Source organism: uncultured Bradyrhizobium sp. (assembly GCF_947648125.1).
Classification (GTDB): Bacteria; Pseudomonadota; Alphaproteobacteria; order Rhizobiales; family Xanthobacteraceae; genus Bradyrhizobium.
The window spans coordinates 146,435-160,421 of the sequence record NZ_CANSMR010000015.1; the positions used below are offsets into that span (position 1 = coordinate 146,435).

Annotated in this window: 12 protein-coding genes; 8 read left to right on the forward strand and 4 right to left on the reverse strand. The window is 65.6% G+C overall.

Going from position 1 to position 13,987, the window contains the following annotated elements:
- Positions 1–11: 11 nt before the first annotated feature.
- On the reverse strand, positions 12–338 hold the full coding sequence (locus Q0030_RS24840) for an NIPSNAP family protein (RefSeq protein WP_253608508.1): 327 nt from the start codon (positions 336–338) through the stop codon (positions 12–14).
- Positions 339–583: 245 nt separating this feature from the next.
- Between Q0030_RS24840 and Q0030_RS24845 the strand changes: the two genes are divergently transcribed.
- From Q0030_RS24845 to Q0030_RS24860, 4 genes are all read left to right on the forward strand, one after another.
- Positions 584–3,412 carry a DUF3857 domain-containing protein gene (locus tag Q0030_RS24845; RefSeq protein WP_298372789.1) on the forward strand — a complete coding sequence of 943 codons (2,829 nt, stop codon included), beginning with the start codon at positions 584–586 and terminating at the stop codon, positions 3,410–3,412.
- A 121-nt stretch (positions 3,413–3,533) separates the two neighbouring features.
- On the forward strand, positions 3,534–4,208 hold the full coding sequence (locus Q0030_RS24850; protein WP_298372791.1) for a response regulator transcription factor: 675 nt from the start codon (positions 3,534–3,536) through the stop codon (positions 4,206–4,208).
- Positions 4,205–5,584 carry a HAMP domain-containing sensor histidine kinase gene (locus Q0030_RS24855; RefSeq protein ID WP_298372793.1) on the forward strand — a complete coding sequence of 460 codons (1,380 nt, stop codon included), beginning with the start codon at positions 4,205–4,207 and terminating at the stop codon, positions 5,582–5,584. Before Q0030_RS24850 ends, Q0030_RS24855 begins: the two co-directional genes overlap by 4 nt.
- Positions 5,585–5,687: 103 nt before the next feature.
- Positions 5,688–6,353: an rRNA adenine N-6-methyltransferase family protein gene (locus tag Q0030_RS24860; protein WP_298372794.1), complete on the forward strand. Its 666-nt coding sequence runs from the start codon at positions 5,688–5,690 to the stop codon at positions 6,351–6,353.
- Between the two features lie 19 nt (positions 6,354–6,372).
- On the opposite strand, the gene Q0030_RS24865 is transcribed toward Q0030_RS24860, so the two are convergent.
- Positions 6,373–8,004: a CTP synthase gene (locus tag Q0030_RS24865; RefSeq protein ID WP_298372797.1), complete on the reverse strand. Its 1,632-nt coding sequence runs from the start codon at positions 8,002–8,004 to the stop codon at positions 6,373–6,375.
- A 167-nt stretch (positions 8,005–8,171) separates the two neighbouring features.
- On the reverse strand, positions 8,172–8,561 hold the full coding sequence (gene secG, locus Q0030_RS24870) for a preprotein translocase subunit SecG (RefSeq protein WP_298372800.1): 390 nt from the start codon (positions 8,559–8,561) through the stop codon (positions 8,172–8,174).
- 204 nt (positions 8,562–8,765) lie between these two features.
- Here secG and Q0030_RS24875 point away from each other — a divergent pair, with 204 nt between their 5' ends.
- Together Q0030_RS24875 and Q0030_RS24880 are read left to right on the forward strand one after the other, a co-directional pair.
- Positions 8,766–9,332 (forward strand): XRE family transcriptional regulator, encoded by a 567-nt coding sequence (locus Q0030_RS24875; RefSeq protein WP_298372803.1) that lies wholly within the window; start codon positions 8,766–8,768, stop codon positions 9,330–9,332.
- Between the two features lie 3 nt (positions 9,333–9,335).
- Complete coding sequence (locus tag Q0030_RS24880) at positions 9,336–9,869, forward strand: GNAT family N-acetyltransferase (protein WP_298372805.1); 534 nt, start codon at positions 9,336–9,338, stop codon at positions 9,867–9,869.
- Between the two features lie 139 nt (positions 9,870–10,008).
- On the opposite strand, the gene tpiA is transcribed toward Q0030_RS24880, so the two are convergent.
- Positions 10,009–10,761 (reverse strand): triose-phosphate isomerase, encoded by a 753-nt coding sequence (tpiA, locus tag Q0030_RS24885; protein ID WP_298372808.1) that lies wholly within the window; start codon positions 10,759–10,761, stop codon positions 10,009–10,011.
- Positions 10,762–11,001: 240 nt separating this feature from the next.
- On the opposite strand from tpiA, the gene Q0030_RS24890 reads away from it, so the two are divergent.
- Positions 11,002–12,903: a peptidylprolyl isomerase gene (locus Q0030_RS24890; protein WP_298372810.1), complete on the forward strand. Its 1,902-nt coding sequence runs from the start codon at positions 11,002–11,004 to the stop codon at positions 12,901–12,903.
- Between the two features lie 70 nt (positions 12,904–12,973).
- Positions 12,974–13,987, forward strand: a complete 1,014-nt coding sequence (trpD, locus tag Q0030_RS24895) for an anthranilate phosphoribosyltransferase (protein WP_298372813.1) — start codon at positions 12,974–12,976, stop codon at positions 13,985–13,987.

Here is a 13,987-nt window from a genome sequence, read left to right on the forward strand (position 1 = left end):
GTTCAACCGCGTCACTTCACCGACGAGAACGCGGTCGGCACCAGAAGCTGGTTTTCGATGGTGAGAACGATCTGGCCGTCCTCCTCGGTCTTGGCGCGTGCGGCGATCCATTCCGGATCGGTCGCGAACGCAGTCCACTTCTTCTCGCGCTCGGCGAGCGATTCCCAGGCCAGCAGATAGGTCAGGTCCTGGTTGGATTCGCCGACCAGCGTCGTGAAGAAGCCGGCCTGCCTGATGCCATGCTTGTCCCAGAGCTTCAGCGTGATGGTCTCGAAGCGCTTGAGCAGCGCCGGCAGGCGGCCCGGCAGGCAGCGATAGACGCGGGTCTCGTAGATCATTGGCGATACTCCCAGATCGTGTTCGCGAAAGGCGCGAGTTCTGACAACAAACCCGGGTCAAGTCAAAATCGCCAAGTCAAATTGACGTGGTTCAGCCCCTCGCCGCGAGCATGGCCCGTCCGCAGGCGCCGCACACCTTCACATCAGCTTCACCTCGCCGACAAACTTGGGCGCTTGCAATAATTGCCCGCCCGTCCGCCATCATCTATACAACCCTTAAGTGAAAGAGGTGGCGAATGTATCTCATGAGATCGTTGCGCGCTGGCTTGTTGCTGGTGGCTGCACTCGGATGTCTTTTGGGATGTCATGGCGCCGCGGCCCAACAGGCGACCGATAACGGGCTCAAGGAAGTCCAACTCGGCAAAGATGCGTTTACCCTGGGCGATCCGGTGCCGGCCTGGGTCGAGCAACTACCGATCCCGGAGGTCCCCAAGACCGCATCATTGCCGGTGGTCATCCGTCTTGCTGACAGTCAATACCGGCTTGGAAAAACTTCCGAGCTCTACTTCCGGCGCGCGATGCAGATCAACGATGCCGCAGCGCTGACAGCGGCCGGACGCCTTTCGATCGCATTCGCCCCCGAATATGAGCATGTCCAGCTTCACACGATCCGCATCTATCGCGGACAGGAACAGTTCGATCGGACGCTGACATCCAACATCCGCTTCCTGCAGCGCGAGCAGGATCTCGAGCGCGGCGTCTATAGCGGCCGGGTGACCGCCTCCATCCTGATCGACGATTTGCGCGTCGGCGACACGCTCGAGATCGCCTATACGAGCTCGGGTCAAAATCCGGTGTTCGGCGGCAAGGCCTTCGGCGCGGCGCCGTGGGACCAGAACGCACCAACGTTGCGGCGGCGGGTCATTCTGAACTATCCAACCGACCGATCGATCGCCTGGCGCGTGGTCGGCGACCGGCCGCTGCCTCCTCTCATTCCAGCCGAGTCCGTGCGCAACGGATTTCGGCGCGTCAGCTTCGAGCAGCAGCCATTGCCTGGATTTCCCGGAGAGACGATGGCTCCGCCCGATTTCTTCGGGCTCCGCTTCGTGCAATTCACCGAGTTTGCGAGCTGGAGCGATGTCGCGGCCTGGGCGAGCAACCTGTTCGAGGCAAGCGCGCCAAAGGACGGTGAGTTTCAGGATGTCGTGAAGCGGATCAAGGCGCTGCCGTCCGAGCCGGTCCGAGCCATGGCCGCGCTCGAGTTCGTGCAATCGCAGATCCGGTATTTCTCGGTCGCGCTCGGCGAAAGCTCGCACCGGCCAACCCAACCCGACGAGGTGCTGCGCCGCCGCTACGGCGACTGCAAGGACAAGTCGCTGTTGCTGGTCACCCTGCTCCGCGAGCTCGGCATCACGAGCCGACCCGTGCTGCTGCAGGCCGGACGCCATGGCGGACTGGAGAAAATGCTGCCCAGCCCGCAGTTCTTCGATCATGCCATCGTCGAGGCCACGGTCGGCGGCAAGCCCTATTTCCTCGACCCGACGCGGCTGGGCCAGCATGGCGAGCTCGACCGGGCGGGCCAAGCGCATAGCGGGGTCCAGGTCCTCGTCGCGGCGCGCGAGACCGATGCCGTCTCGCGCGTTCCCGTCGACACCGGCGATGTCGTCGGCAATGAAATCACCGAACGCGCAACGCTGGCCAAGTTCGGCGAAGAGGGTCAACTCGACGTCCGGCGCGTCTGGCGCGGGCTTGGCGCCGAGCAACTCCGTGTCGTGCTTGAACGGGCATCGCGCGAGCAGACCGCCAGGTTCGTCCGGGATGCCCTGGAACGCCGCTATCCCGGCGCGACGCTGGTCGGCGAACCGGTCGTGCAGAACGACACCGTGAAGAACGAGCTCTCGATCACGGCGCATTACCGGATTCCGAAGCTCGCCACGGAGGTGGAAGCGAACTGGGTCGTCAGCTACGCGCTGGATAACATGCAGAATGTCCTGATCGCCTCGCAATCGGCAAACCGCACCATGCCGCTGCGGATTCCAGGCTTCCCGTTCCACGGCAAATACAGTTTCGAGATGAGCTTTCCCGAGCAGGTCAGCGCCAGCATCGACCCGCGCGAGCACACCATCTCCAACAAGTATTTCAACGCCACGGTCACCGAATATTTTCGCGGCAGCAATGCCAGGAAGACCGTCGAGCTGAAAACGCTGCAGCCGTCGGTCGAGCCGGCGGATTACCCTGGCTATGCCGAGGACCTCCGTTCGCTCAACAAGGCGATCGGCGGCGCCTTTGCGGTCAACAAGGCGATGCTCAACAACAATGCCGCCGAGGCGGATATCGCGCACCGTCTGCACGAGCAGCACGAGGAGATCATCAAGAAGACCACCGAGAGCATCGATGGCGGCAAGCTCACCGGCAGCGATCTGGCCAACAGTTATTGCCTGCGCGGCCATGCCAGGGCCGACCTCGACCGCGTTGACGAGGCTCTGCAGGATACCAACACGGCCGTGCGCCTCGCGCCGACCGCCCCGAACATCCTGACGTGCCGCGCCAGCGTCTATTTTCAGTCGGGACAGTTCGACAAGAGCATAACCGACTACTCCAACGCGATCGCGCTGGGCGGTGGCGTCGACGGCCTCGCGTTCCGCTGGCGCGGCGTGTCGCGGGTCTATGCCGGGCGGATGCAGGAGGCCATCGAGGATTTCGCCAAGGCGAGCGAACTCGGCGACCGCGAGGCCCGGCTCTACAGCGACATGTGGCTGGTTGCGACCTACGGCCGCCTCGGCAAGCCGGTCCCCGCCGATATGGTCAAGCGCGCCGCGACTGAGGTTCAAGGTGAATGGCCGCGTGCCGGCCTCGCCATGCTGGCGGGACTGATATCGCCGGACGACGTGCTCAAATCGCTCGAGAAAAAGGCCGGCGACGAGCGCCAGATGGCGCTGGCGGAAGCCTATTTCTATATCGGCCTGCGCAACCTCGCGCTCGGCGACACCACGCAGGCGCAGGTGTTCTTCCAGAAGACGCGCGATATCGGCGTAATCGAGTATGTCGAAAATGACTGCGCTGCGTTCGAGCTCGACCGTCTGAAGAAGCTGGGCGCGACGACGTCAGCCAAGCCAGGTGCGGTCGCCCACTGATCTCGGGACCGAAGAGCGTCCCCAACCATACCCCGATACTGCAGGCTGTGGCGCGGCACCCGCAATGTTGCTGCAATGTTGCTGCCCCTAGAACCAGCGCTTGAAACCCGGATTTGGCGACATGCGGATACTGCTGGTTGAAGACGAGGCCGAAATGGCGGCGGCGCTGTCACAGGCGCTAAAGGGCTACGACATGGTCGTCGATCATGTGCCGACCCTTGCCGAGGCCGAGGAAGCGATTTCCGCCGATGTGCATGGCGCCGTTCTGCTCGACCGCCAGCTCCCCGACGGCGACGGCCTCACGCTGATCCCGAAGCTGCGTGCCAAGGCCGACGGCGTTCCGATCATCGTGCTGACCGCGCGCGGCGACCTCGCCGACCGCATCACCGGCCTCGACAGCGGCGCCGACGATTATCTCGCCAAGCCGTTCGCGGTCGAGGAGCTGTTGGCGCGGCTGCGCGCCGTGCTGCGCCGTCCCGCCGGCGTGCAGTTCGAAATCATCAAGGCCGGCCGCATGGCGTTCGATTGCAGCCATCGCGAGGCCAGCGTCAATGGCCGGCCGCTCGACCTGCCGCGGCGCGAGCTGCTGGTGCTGGAGACGCTGCTGCGCCGGATGGGCCGCACCGTACTGCGCGGGACGCTCGAGGAAGCCGTCTACAATTTCGAGGACGAGATTCAGTCGAACGCGCTCGATGCTCACGTCTCGCGATTGCGGCGCAAGCTCGCCGACTCCGATGCCGGTGTCGAAATCCACAGCATCCGGGGCGTGGGCTACCTGCTGAAGCAGGTGTCATGAGTGACCCCGCCGATCACTACTGCCTGCGCTCGCAACTGAGCTGGCGGCTGGTGACGCTCCAGGCGCTGCTGCTTGCCATGCTGATCGTCTGCTTGATCAGTGCGTTGTGCGCCACCGGTTTCCTGATCGTTCCGCGCGACGAAGATCACGTCATCTCCATCGTGCAGAACGCGATTGCGCGCGATGCGCAGGGCAATCTGGTGTTGCGCTCGACCGCCGACCTCGAGCAGCTTCGCGAGAACACGCCGGACCTCTGGTTCCTGGTGCGCGACCGGCAAGGCCATTCGCTGTCGGAAGGCGCGGTGCCGCCCGAATTCACGAGAATCGGCGATGCGCTCGACCAGATCAGCCAGGCGAGGCTCGGCTGGCAGATGTTCGAGGATGATCCGCGCAAGCCGCCGGCGCGACTGAAGCGCGTCAATTCCGACGCTGGCCCGGTGCAGGTGCTCACAGCCACGCAAGGGCCGACGTCGAGCGTCAAGACAGCCCTCGCCACGACCCTGGCATTCCTTGCCATTGCCCTGCCCGGCCTGTTGCTGATGGCGTGCGCCACTTTCATCGCGACGCCGATGGTGGTGAAGCGCGCGTTCGCCGGCCTCGACACCGCGGCCGACCAGGCGCGCCGGATCGATTTCCGCCAGCGCGGAAGCCGGCTGTCGGCCGACCATTTGCCGCTCGAAGTCGCCCCGCTGGTGAACGCCGTCAACGATGCGCTGACGCGGCTCGACGACGGCTATTCGCGCCATCAGCGCTTCGTCGCGGATGCCGCGCATGAATTGCGCACGCCGATCGCGATCCTCAACACGCGGCTGGAGTCGCTGCCGCCGGGGCCGGAGAAAACCCGGCTGCTCGAGGATTCCGCGCGGCTTGCGACGCTCGCCGAGCAGTTGCTCGACATCCAGCGCTTCGACCAGTGCCGCAACCCGTTCGGGCGCGTCGATCTCGTCGCCGTCGCGCGCAGCGTCGCCGCCGACCTCGCGCCGCTCGCGATCGCGGCCGGATACGAATTGTCGCTCGATACCGCAACCGACCGGGTCGAAACGCTGGGCGACCGCGCTGCGCTCGAGCGCGCGCTGACCAATCTCGTGCAGAACGCCATCCAGCATGGCGGCCGCCGCGGCACCATCACCATCCATGTCGGCAGCGCCGCCACCGTCGACGTCACCGATGAAGGCGACGGCATTCCGAAGGATGAGCGCACCCGGATCTTCGATCCGTTCTATCGGCTTGCGCCGCTCGACCGCGGCGCCGGTCTCGGACTCAACATGGTGCGCGAGATCGCAAGACTGCATGGCGGTCACGTCTCCGTGCTGGACGGCCCGAAGGGCGGCGCGAGCTTCCGTCTCACGTTACCGCCGGCGCCGTTCGCGTCGTAACACACGCAACATCGCGCAATGTTGTCGCAATGCAGGCCCCGCAAAGAAGAGATCGCGCCGCGCTATCGAGTCGAGGCGCTGCGACACCTTGCTGGGAATCCCAATGGCACATGATCTCCTGTCTTTCTTCACGGCGTGGATGGCGGCCCCCGGCCGCGTCGGCGCCATCGCGCCCTCGGGCACAGCGCTCGCCGAACTGATCACGCGCGACATCAGCGCCAAGACCGGCCCGGTGCTGGAGCTCGGTCCTGGAACGGGCGCCTTCACCTATCAGCTGCTGAAGCGCGGCGTGCGCCAGCAGGATCTCACGCTGATCGAATACGGCTCGGATTTCATGCGGCTGTTGCAGCTCCGCTTTCCCGGCGCGCGCGTGCTGTGGATGGACGCCGCACGGCTGGCCTCGGAACGGCTGTACGAGGGCGCGCCGGTCGGCGCTGTCGTCAGCGGACTGCCGCTGCTCAACATGTCGCCGCGCAAGGTGATCTCGATCGTCAACGGCGCATTCAGCTACATGCGTCCCGGCGGCGCGTTCTATCAATTCACCTATGGGATGCGCTGCCCGGTGCCGCGGCCGATCCTCGACCGGCTCAGTCTGCGCGCCACGCTGGTCGATCGCGCCATCCTCAACGTGCCGCCCGCCGCGGTTTACCGGCTGACGCGACGCCCGCAATACAAGCTGATCACGCGCGACGTCACCCCCGCGACCGATGCAGGTGTCTCGCCGATCAAGAAGGAACGCCGGGCCAGCGAGGACTGCGCCGTCGTGTAACGGCGCAGCTGACGGCCGCCTACATCAGCCGGCTCTGCTTCGCTGCCGCCTCGATGAACGACGCAAACAGCGGATGCGGCTCAAAGGGCCGCGACTTCAGCTCGGGGTGGAACTGGACGCCGATGAACCAGGGATGGTCCTCGTATTCGACGATCTCGGGCAGCACGCCGTCGGGCGACATGCCGGAGAAACGCAGGCCGTGCTGCTCCAGGCGATCCTTGTAAGCGGTGTTCACCTCATAGCGATGGCGGTGCCGCTCGGAGATCTCGGTCGCGCCGCCATAGACCTGCGAGACGCGGCTGCCGCGGTTCAGCGCCGCGGGATAGGCCCCGAGCCGCATGGTGCCGCCGAGGTCGCCGCTCTGCGAGCGCTTCTCGAGCTCGTTACCGCGCAGCCACTCCGTCATCAGGCCGACCAGCGGCTCCTTGGTCGGGCCGAACTCGGTCGAGTTGGCCTCCTCGATGCCGACCAGATTGCGCGCCGCCTCGATCACGGCCATCTGCATGCCGAAGCAGATGCCGAAATACGGCACGTCACGCTCGCGCGCGAACTGCGCCGCACGGATCTTGCCCTCGGCGCCGCGCTGGCCGAAGCCGCCGGGCACCAGGATGCCGTTGACGTGCTCGAGGAACGGCGCCGGGTCCTCGTTCTCGAACACCTCGCTCTCGATCCAGTCGAGATTGACCTTCACCTTGTTGGCGATGCCGCCGTGCGAGAGCGCCTCGATCAGCGATTTGTAGGCGTCCTTCATGCCGGTGTACTTGCCGACGATCGCGATCGTCACCGCGCCTTCCGGATTGCGCACGCGCTCGTTGATGACGTTCCAGCTCTGCAGCGCCGGCGGAATCTTCGCCGTGATGCCGAACGCGGCCAGCACCTCGTCGTCGAGGCCGGCGGCGTGATAGGCCTCCGGCACGGCGTAGATGTTGTCGACGTCGCGCGCCTCGATCACGGCGCTCTCGCGCACATTACAGAACAGGCCGAGCTTGCGCCGCTCTTCCTTCGGGATTTCACGGTCGGTACGGCACAGCAGGATGTCCGGCTGGATGCCGATCGAGCGCAGCTCCTTCACCGAATGCTGCGTCGGCTTTGTCTTGAGTTCGCCGGCACTTGGAATGTACGGCAAAAGCGTCAGGTGAATGTAGACGGCGTGATCGCGCGGCAGCTCGTTCTTGAGCTGGCGGATCGCCTCGAAGAACGGCAGGCCCTCGATGTCGCCCACCGTACCGCCGATCTCGACCAGCACGAAATCGTACTCGTCGTTGCCCGAAAGCACGAATTCCTTGATCGCGTTGGTGACGTGCGGGACCACCTGGATGGTGGCGCCGAGATAGTCGCCCCGGCGCTCCTTGGTGATGATGTCCTGGTAGATTCGCCCGGTCGTGATGTTGTCGGCCTTGGTGGCCGGACGACCAGTGAAACGCTCGTAATGGCCGAGATCGAGATCGGTCTCGGCGCCGTCGTCGGTCACGAACACTTCGCCGTGCTGATACGGCGACATCGTTCCGGGATCGAGGTTGAGATAGGGATCGAGCTTGCGAAGGCGGACTTTGTAGCCCCTAGCCTGCAGCAAAGCGCCGAGCGCCGCTGAAGCCAGACCCTTGCCGAGCGAGGAGACCACGCCGCCGGTGATGAATATGTACCGCGCCATGGGACTTTACCTTTAATCCGCTTCCTGCGATTCGCAAAACGAATCGGCCGTTCCCGGCAAACAAACCACCGGGCTGTGGGTTACGTTAAACTGAGAGCGATTTCAGAGCATTAATGAGGGTTTCTGATGCAGGATGCCAGCGCTGCATCCTGCATGGCCACCCTGCTTTATTGCGACCGTGGTGCCTGCGGGCCGCTCGGAGCCTGCTGCCCCTGCTGCTCGTCGGTCTTCTTCAGCGAATCGAGGATGCCGCCGGAGGTCGGTGCATTCATCGGCGTGCCGCCGGCCGGCTGGGTCTGCGCCGGTGCGCCGGTGCCGATGATCGAGCTCGGCTTGCGGTCGTAGCCTGCGTACCAGGACAGGAACAGGCTGGTGAGGAAGAAGCCGGCCGCGAGGATCGCGGTGGTCCGCGACAACAGATTCGCGGTGCCGCGGCTGGACATGAAGCCGGCGCCGCCGCCCATACCAAGGCCGCCGCCTTCGGATTTTTGCAACAGCACGGCGCCGATCATGACGGCGACGATCATGAGATGAATAATGATAACGACAGTCTGCATCGCAAGCCTTCCGTCACAAGCCGCCAAGCGGCCAGACAAACGGCGCTATCGGCTTTGCGGTTTTTCGTGAAGTCGCGCCCTGTTACACGATTGGACCGGGCATTGTCACCCCCGAGATAGTCGCAATGGCTGACATCTCAAGCGGCGGCGATTGCGTCGGTTCGCGCCTTGATCGGAACCGGCCTTTTCCATTATAATAGACATATGGATACTTTGGTAGACGACCTCAGCCAGCGCCTGGCGCAGCGGATCAGGCTCGAGCGGGACGGCCGGGGCTGGTCGCTGGCCGAGCTTGCCGAACGCTCCGGCGTCTCGAAGGCGACGATCAGCAAGATCGAGCGCGCCGAGGTCAGCCCCACCGCGGTGGTGCTGGTGCGCCTCGCCTCGGCCTTCGACCTCACGCTGGCCGGGCTGATGTTGCGCGCCGAGGGCCAGGGCGAGCGGCTGTCGCGCGCCGCCACCCAGCCGATCTGGAGCGATCCGGAAACCGGCTATCTGCGCCGCCAAGTGTTCAGCCGCCCCGATCATCCTGTCGAGCTGGTGCGGGTGGAAATGCCGCCGAAGCAATCCGTGACCTTGCCCGCCTCGTCCTACGCCCATATCCGCCAACTGGTCTGGGTGCTGAGCGGCAGCCTCGTCATCACCGAGGGCGGCGCGCGCTACGTGCTCGCGAGCGGCGATTGCCTCGGCTTCGGCCCGCCCGCTGAGACCACCTTCGCCAACGAAACCAACGCCGGCTGCACCTATGTGGTCGCCCTGGCCCGGAGCTGATGCATGTCGCAGTTCGCCATCAAGCCGCTCGCCGACGAACCTCAGATTCGCAGCGCGCTCGGCGATCTGTTGATTGAGACCGTCGCCAGCGGCGGCTCCGTGAGCTTCATGCATCCACTGTCGCCGGATGACGCCGATGCATTCTGGCAGGATTCGCTCGGTGCCGCCGCGCGCGGCGAGCGAGTGGTGCTCGGCGCGTTCGACGGCGACAAGCTGATCAGCACCGTGACGCTGCAGCTCAAGCTGCCGCCGAACCAGCCGCATCGGGCGGAGATCGCCAAGATGATGACGCGCCTCAGCCACCGCAACCGCGGGGTGGCGACCGCATTGCTACGCGCCGCCGAAGCACTCGCGATCGGGCACGGACGCACGCTGCTGGTGCTCGACACCGCCGTCGATGACGGCGCCGCGCCGCTGTACGAGAAGCAGGGCTTTCGGCTCAGCGGCATCATCCCGGACTACGCACTGAAGCCGCATGGCGGCCTCACCGGGACGATGATTTATTGGAAACGGATCGGGACGGCTGCGGCCGCGTGATTCTGCCTCTCATGACCGGCTGCGGTCTATACCCGTCATTGCGAGGAGCGACAGCGACGAAGCAATCCATCGATCCGCATATGCGGTGGAATGGATTGCTTCGCTTCGCTCGCAATGACGCGGTTTGGGCCGAGGCCGCCTAACAGCCCGCGGCGATCGCCAGGAAATCCGATGCCTTCAGGCTCGCGCCGCCGACCAGCGCGCCGTTGACATTGGCGACGGCCATCAGCTCGGCGGCGTTCGACGGCTTCACCGAGCCGCCATAGAGGATCCTGATCCGGTTTCCCTCGCCCTTGAAGCGATCGGTGAGCTGACCTCGGATAAACCTGTGAACTTCCTCGACATCCTTGGCGGTCGGGGTCAGGCCGGTGCCGATCGCCCAGACCGGCTCATAGGCCACCACCAGATTGGCCGCGGTCGAGCCGTCGGGCAGCGAGCCGGCAAGCTGGGTGCCGCAGACATTGAGCGTCTTGCCGGCGTCGCGCTGCTCGCGCGTCTCGCCGATGCAGACGATCGCGGTCAGCCCGGCGCGCCACACGGCCTCCGCCTTCTGCCGAATCAGAGCGTCGGTCTCACCATGATCGGCGCGCCGCTCGGAGTGGCCGACGATGATGGCGACCGCGCCGAGATCCCTGAACATTTCCGCCGAGAGGTCGCCGGTGTGCGCGCCCGAAGCCTTCGGGTGGCAATCCTGGGCGCCGACGGCGACCTTCGAGCCGCGCGCCTTGTCGGCAAAAGCCCCGACCAATGTCGCCGGCGGACAGACCAGGAGATCGGCCTTCCCGGCGACATCGCCGGCGCCGGCCAGCATCGCCTCGAACTCGGCAAAAGAGGATTTCAGGCCGTTCATTTTCCAGTTGCCGGCGATCAGCGGCCGGATGGCGTCGGTCATGTCGGATTTCCCATCATACTAGCGTGCCCCTGCGCTATCAGAGCCGGGCGGCGACTTCCAGAGCGCGGCTTCGCGCTTGCCGTGCGACGCTTCCGCCCGCGCGCCCGAGGTTGCGGGGGGACACGAGCCACTTTATAAGCGTTTTCAATTCGGTGACGCCCTGCTGCCGGACAAAAAGTCCCGACTTTTGGTCCCACTTGGGCACGATCCGGTTCCCCTCCTGTAAAACAAGTTGGACCCATGCTTCGAGGAATGCGGAAAGCCTCATCAAATTGGCTCGGCAAGACGATTATGGCCGTGGTGATGGGCGTTTTGATCGTCAGTTTCGGAATTTGGGGCATTGCCGACATCTTCAAGGGGTTTGGCCAGTCGACCTTCGCCAAGGTGGGCGGGACCGAGATTTCGGCCGAGCAGTTCCGCCAGATCTACACCGACCGCCTGCAGCAGCTCGGCCGCCAGTTCGGCCGTCCGCTGACCCCGGACCAGGCGCGCGCCTTCGGGATTGACCGCCAGGTGCTGCAGCAGACGCTCGCGGAAGCCGCACTGGACGAGGAAGCGCGCCGCATGGGCCTCAACCAGTCCGATGCCGAGGTGCTGCGCACGATCTACAACGATCCGAACTTCAAGGGCCTCAACGGCCAGTTCGATCCGCAGCGCTTCCAGTCCGTGATCCGCAACTTCGGCTACACCGAGGGCCGCTACATCGCCGAGCAGCGCCGCGTCGGCCTGCGGCGGCAGATCGCCGGCACCATCTCGTCCGGAATCGAGCCGACCAAATCGATAGTCGAGGCGCTGACCCGTTTCCAGAACGAGCAACGCTCGATCGACTTCGTCACGCTCGGCGCCGCGCAAGCCGGCACCATCGATCCGCCCTCGCCCGAGGCGCTCGCCGCCTATTTCGAGGACCACAAGGTCCAGTTCCGCGCGCCCGAGTACCGCAAGATCGCCTTCGTCGCGATCACGCCGGAAGAAATCGGCAAGTGGGAAACCGTGTCCGACGAGGATGCCAAGAAGATCTTCGAGGAGCGCAAGGACCGGCTCAGCACGCCGGAGAAGCGCGAGGTCTCGCAGATCGTGTTTCCGGACGCCGGTGAGGCGCAGGCCGCCCGCGCCCGCATCACTTCGGGCGCCTCGTTCGACGACATCGCCAAGGAGCGCAAGCTCAATCCCGCCGACGTCAATCTCGGTCTGGTCGCGAAGTCTGCGATCCTCGATCCGGCCGTCGGCGACGCCGCCTTCTCCCTGCCCGCAGGCGAAGTCAGCCAGCCGGTCCAGGGCCGCTTCGGCGTGGCGCTGGTCAAGGTCGGCAAGATCGAGCCCGGCGTGACCCCGAACTATGAGAGCCTTGCGCAGCAGGTGAAGAACGAGATCGCGACCGAGCGCGCCCGCGCCAAGGTCGCCGAGCTCCGCGACAAGATGGAAGACGAGCGCGGCGGCGGCTCCAGCGTCGTCGACGCGGCGCAGAAGCTGAAATTGACCGCCGTCACCATCGACGCCGTCGATCGCTCGGGGCGTCTGCCGAATGGCCAGGTCGCGTCGAACATCCCGCGCGGCCTCGACGTGGTGTCGCAGGCCTTCAACAGCGACGTCGGCGTCGACAACGACCCGATCCAGTTCAACAACGGCTATGTCTGGTACGACGTAACAGGCATCACGCCATCGCGCGAGCGCACCCTCGACGAGGTCCGCGACCAGGTCGAGGCCAAGTGGCGCGAGGACCAGATCTCCGCCAAGCTGCGCGCCAAGGCGACCGAGATCGTCCAGAAGCTCGACGGCGGCGCCAAGCTCGCCGACGAGGCCACCGCGGCCGGCGTCAAGGTCGAGACCGCTGCGAACTTCCGCCGCGAGGCCACGCTGCCCAACGTGCCGGCCGGCGTGATCGCGGCCGCATTCCGCACCGCCAAGGACGGCGACGGACAGACCTCGGCGGCCGGCGGCAGCCAGTGGGTGGTGTTCCGCGTCACCGATGTGACGGTGCCCCCGGTCGACTTCGCCTCCAACGAGGTCAAGCAGCTCTCCGAGGCGCTGCGGCGCTCGCTCAGCGACGAGCAGGTCGCGCAATACGTCGCGAAGATCGAGACCGACATCGGTGTGACCGTCAACCAGGCAGCCTTCGCACAGGTGACAGGCGCGAATAATTGAGCATGATCGGGACAGCGCGACGACGCGCTGCGCGGCGATCAAGCTCCAACAACAGACCCTGAGCCAGCGAATGGACGACCTGAAATCGATCATCGGAAAAGTCGCCACCGGCGCCACGCTGACGCGTGAAGAAGCGGCGTCCGCCTTCGACAGCATGATGTCGGGCGAGGCCACGCCCTCGCAGATGGGGGGGCTGTTGATGGCGCTGCGGGTGCGCGGCGAGACCGTCGATGAGATCACCGGCGCGGTGACCGCGATGCGCGGCAAGATGCTGCCGGTCACCGCACCGGCGGAGGCCGTCGACATCGTCGGCACCGGCGGCGACGGCTCGGGCTCGGTCAACGTCTCGACCTGCGCCGCCTTCATCGTGGCCGGCGCCGGCGTACCCGTTGCCAAGCATGGCAACCGCGCGCTGTCATCGCGCTCGGGCGCCGCCGATGTGCTGGCCGCGCTCGGCGTCAAACTCGACCTGACGCCTGCGCAGGTCGGGCGCTGCGTCAAGGAAGCCGGCATCGGCTTCATGTTCGCGCCTTCGCATCATCCGGCCATGAAGAATGTCGGCCCGACCCGGGTCGAACTCGCCACCCGCACCATCTTCAACCTGCTCGGGCCGCTGTCGAACCCGGCCGGCGTCAAGCGGCAGATGGTCGGCGTGTTCTCGCGGCAATGGGTGCAGCCGCTGGCGCAGGTGTTGAAGAACCTCGGCTCCGACAAGGTCTGGGTCGTGCACGGCTCCGACGGCCTCGACGAGATCACCCTCACCGGCCCGACCTTCGTTGCAACCCTTGAGAACGGCGAGATCAGGACGTCAGAGGTGACGCCGGAAGATGCGGGCCTCGGCCGCGTCGGCGGCGAGGCGCTGAAGGGCGGCGATGCCGATGCCAATGCGATCGCGCTGTCCGGCGTGCTTGCCGGCAAGCCGAGCGCCTATCGTGACGTCGCCCTGCTCAACGCGGCCGCCGCGCTGATCGTGGCCGGCCGTGCCAAGGATTTGAAGGAAGGCGTGGCGATCGGCACCCAGTCGCTCGACAGCGGCGCGGCCGCTGCGCGGCTGAAGCATCTGGTCGCGGTTTCCAACGGTTGA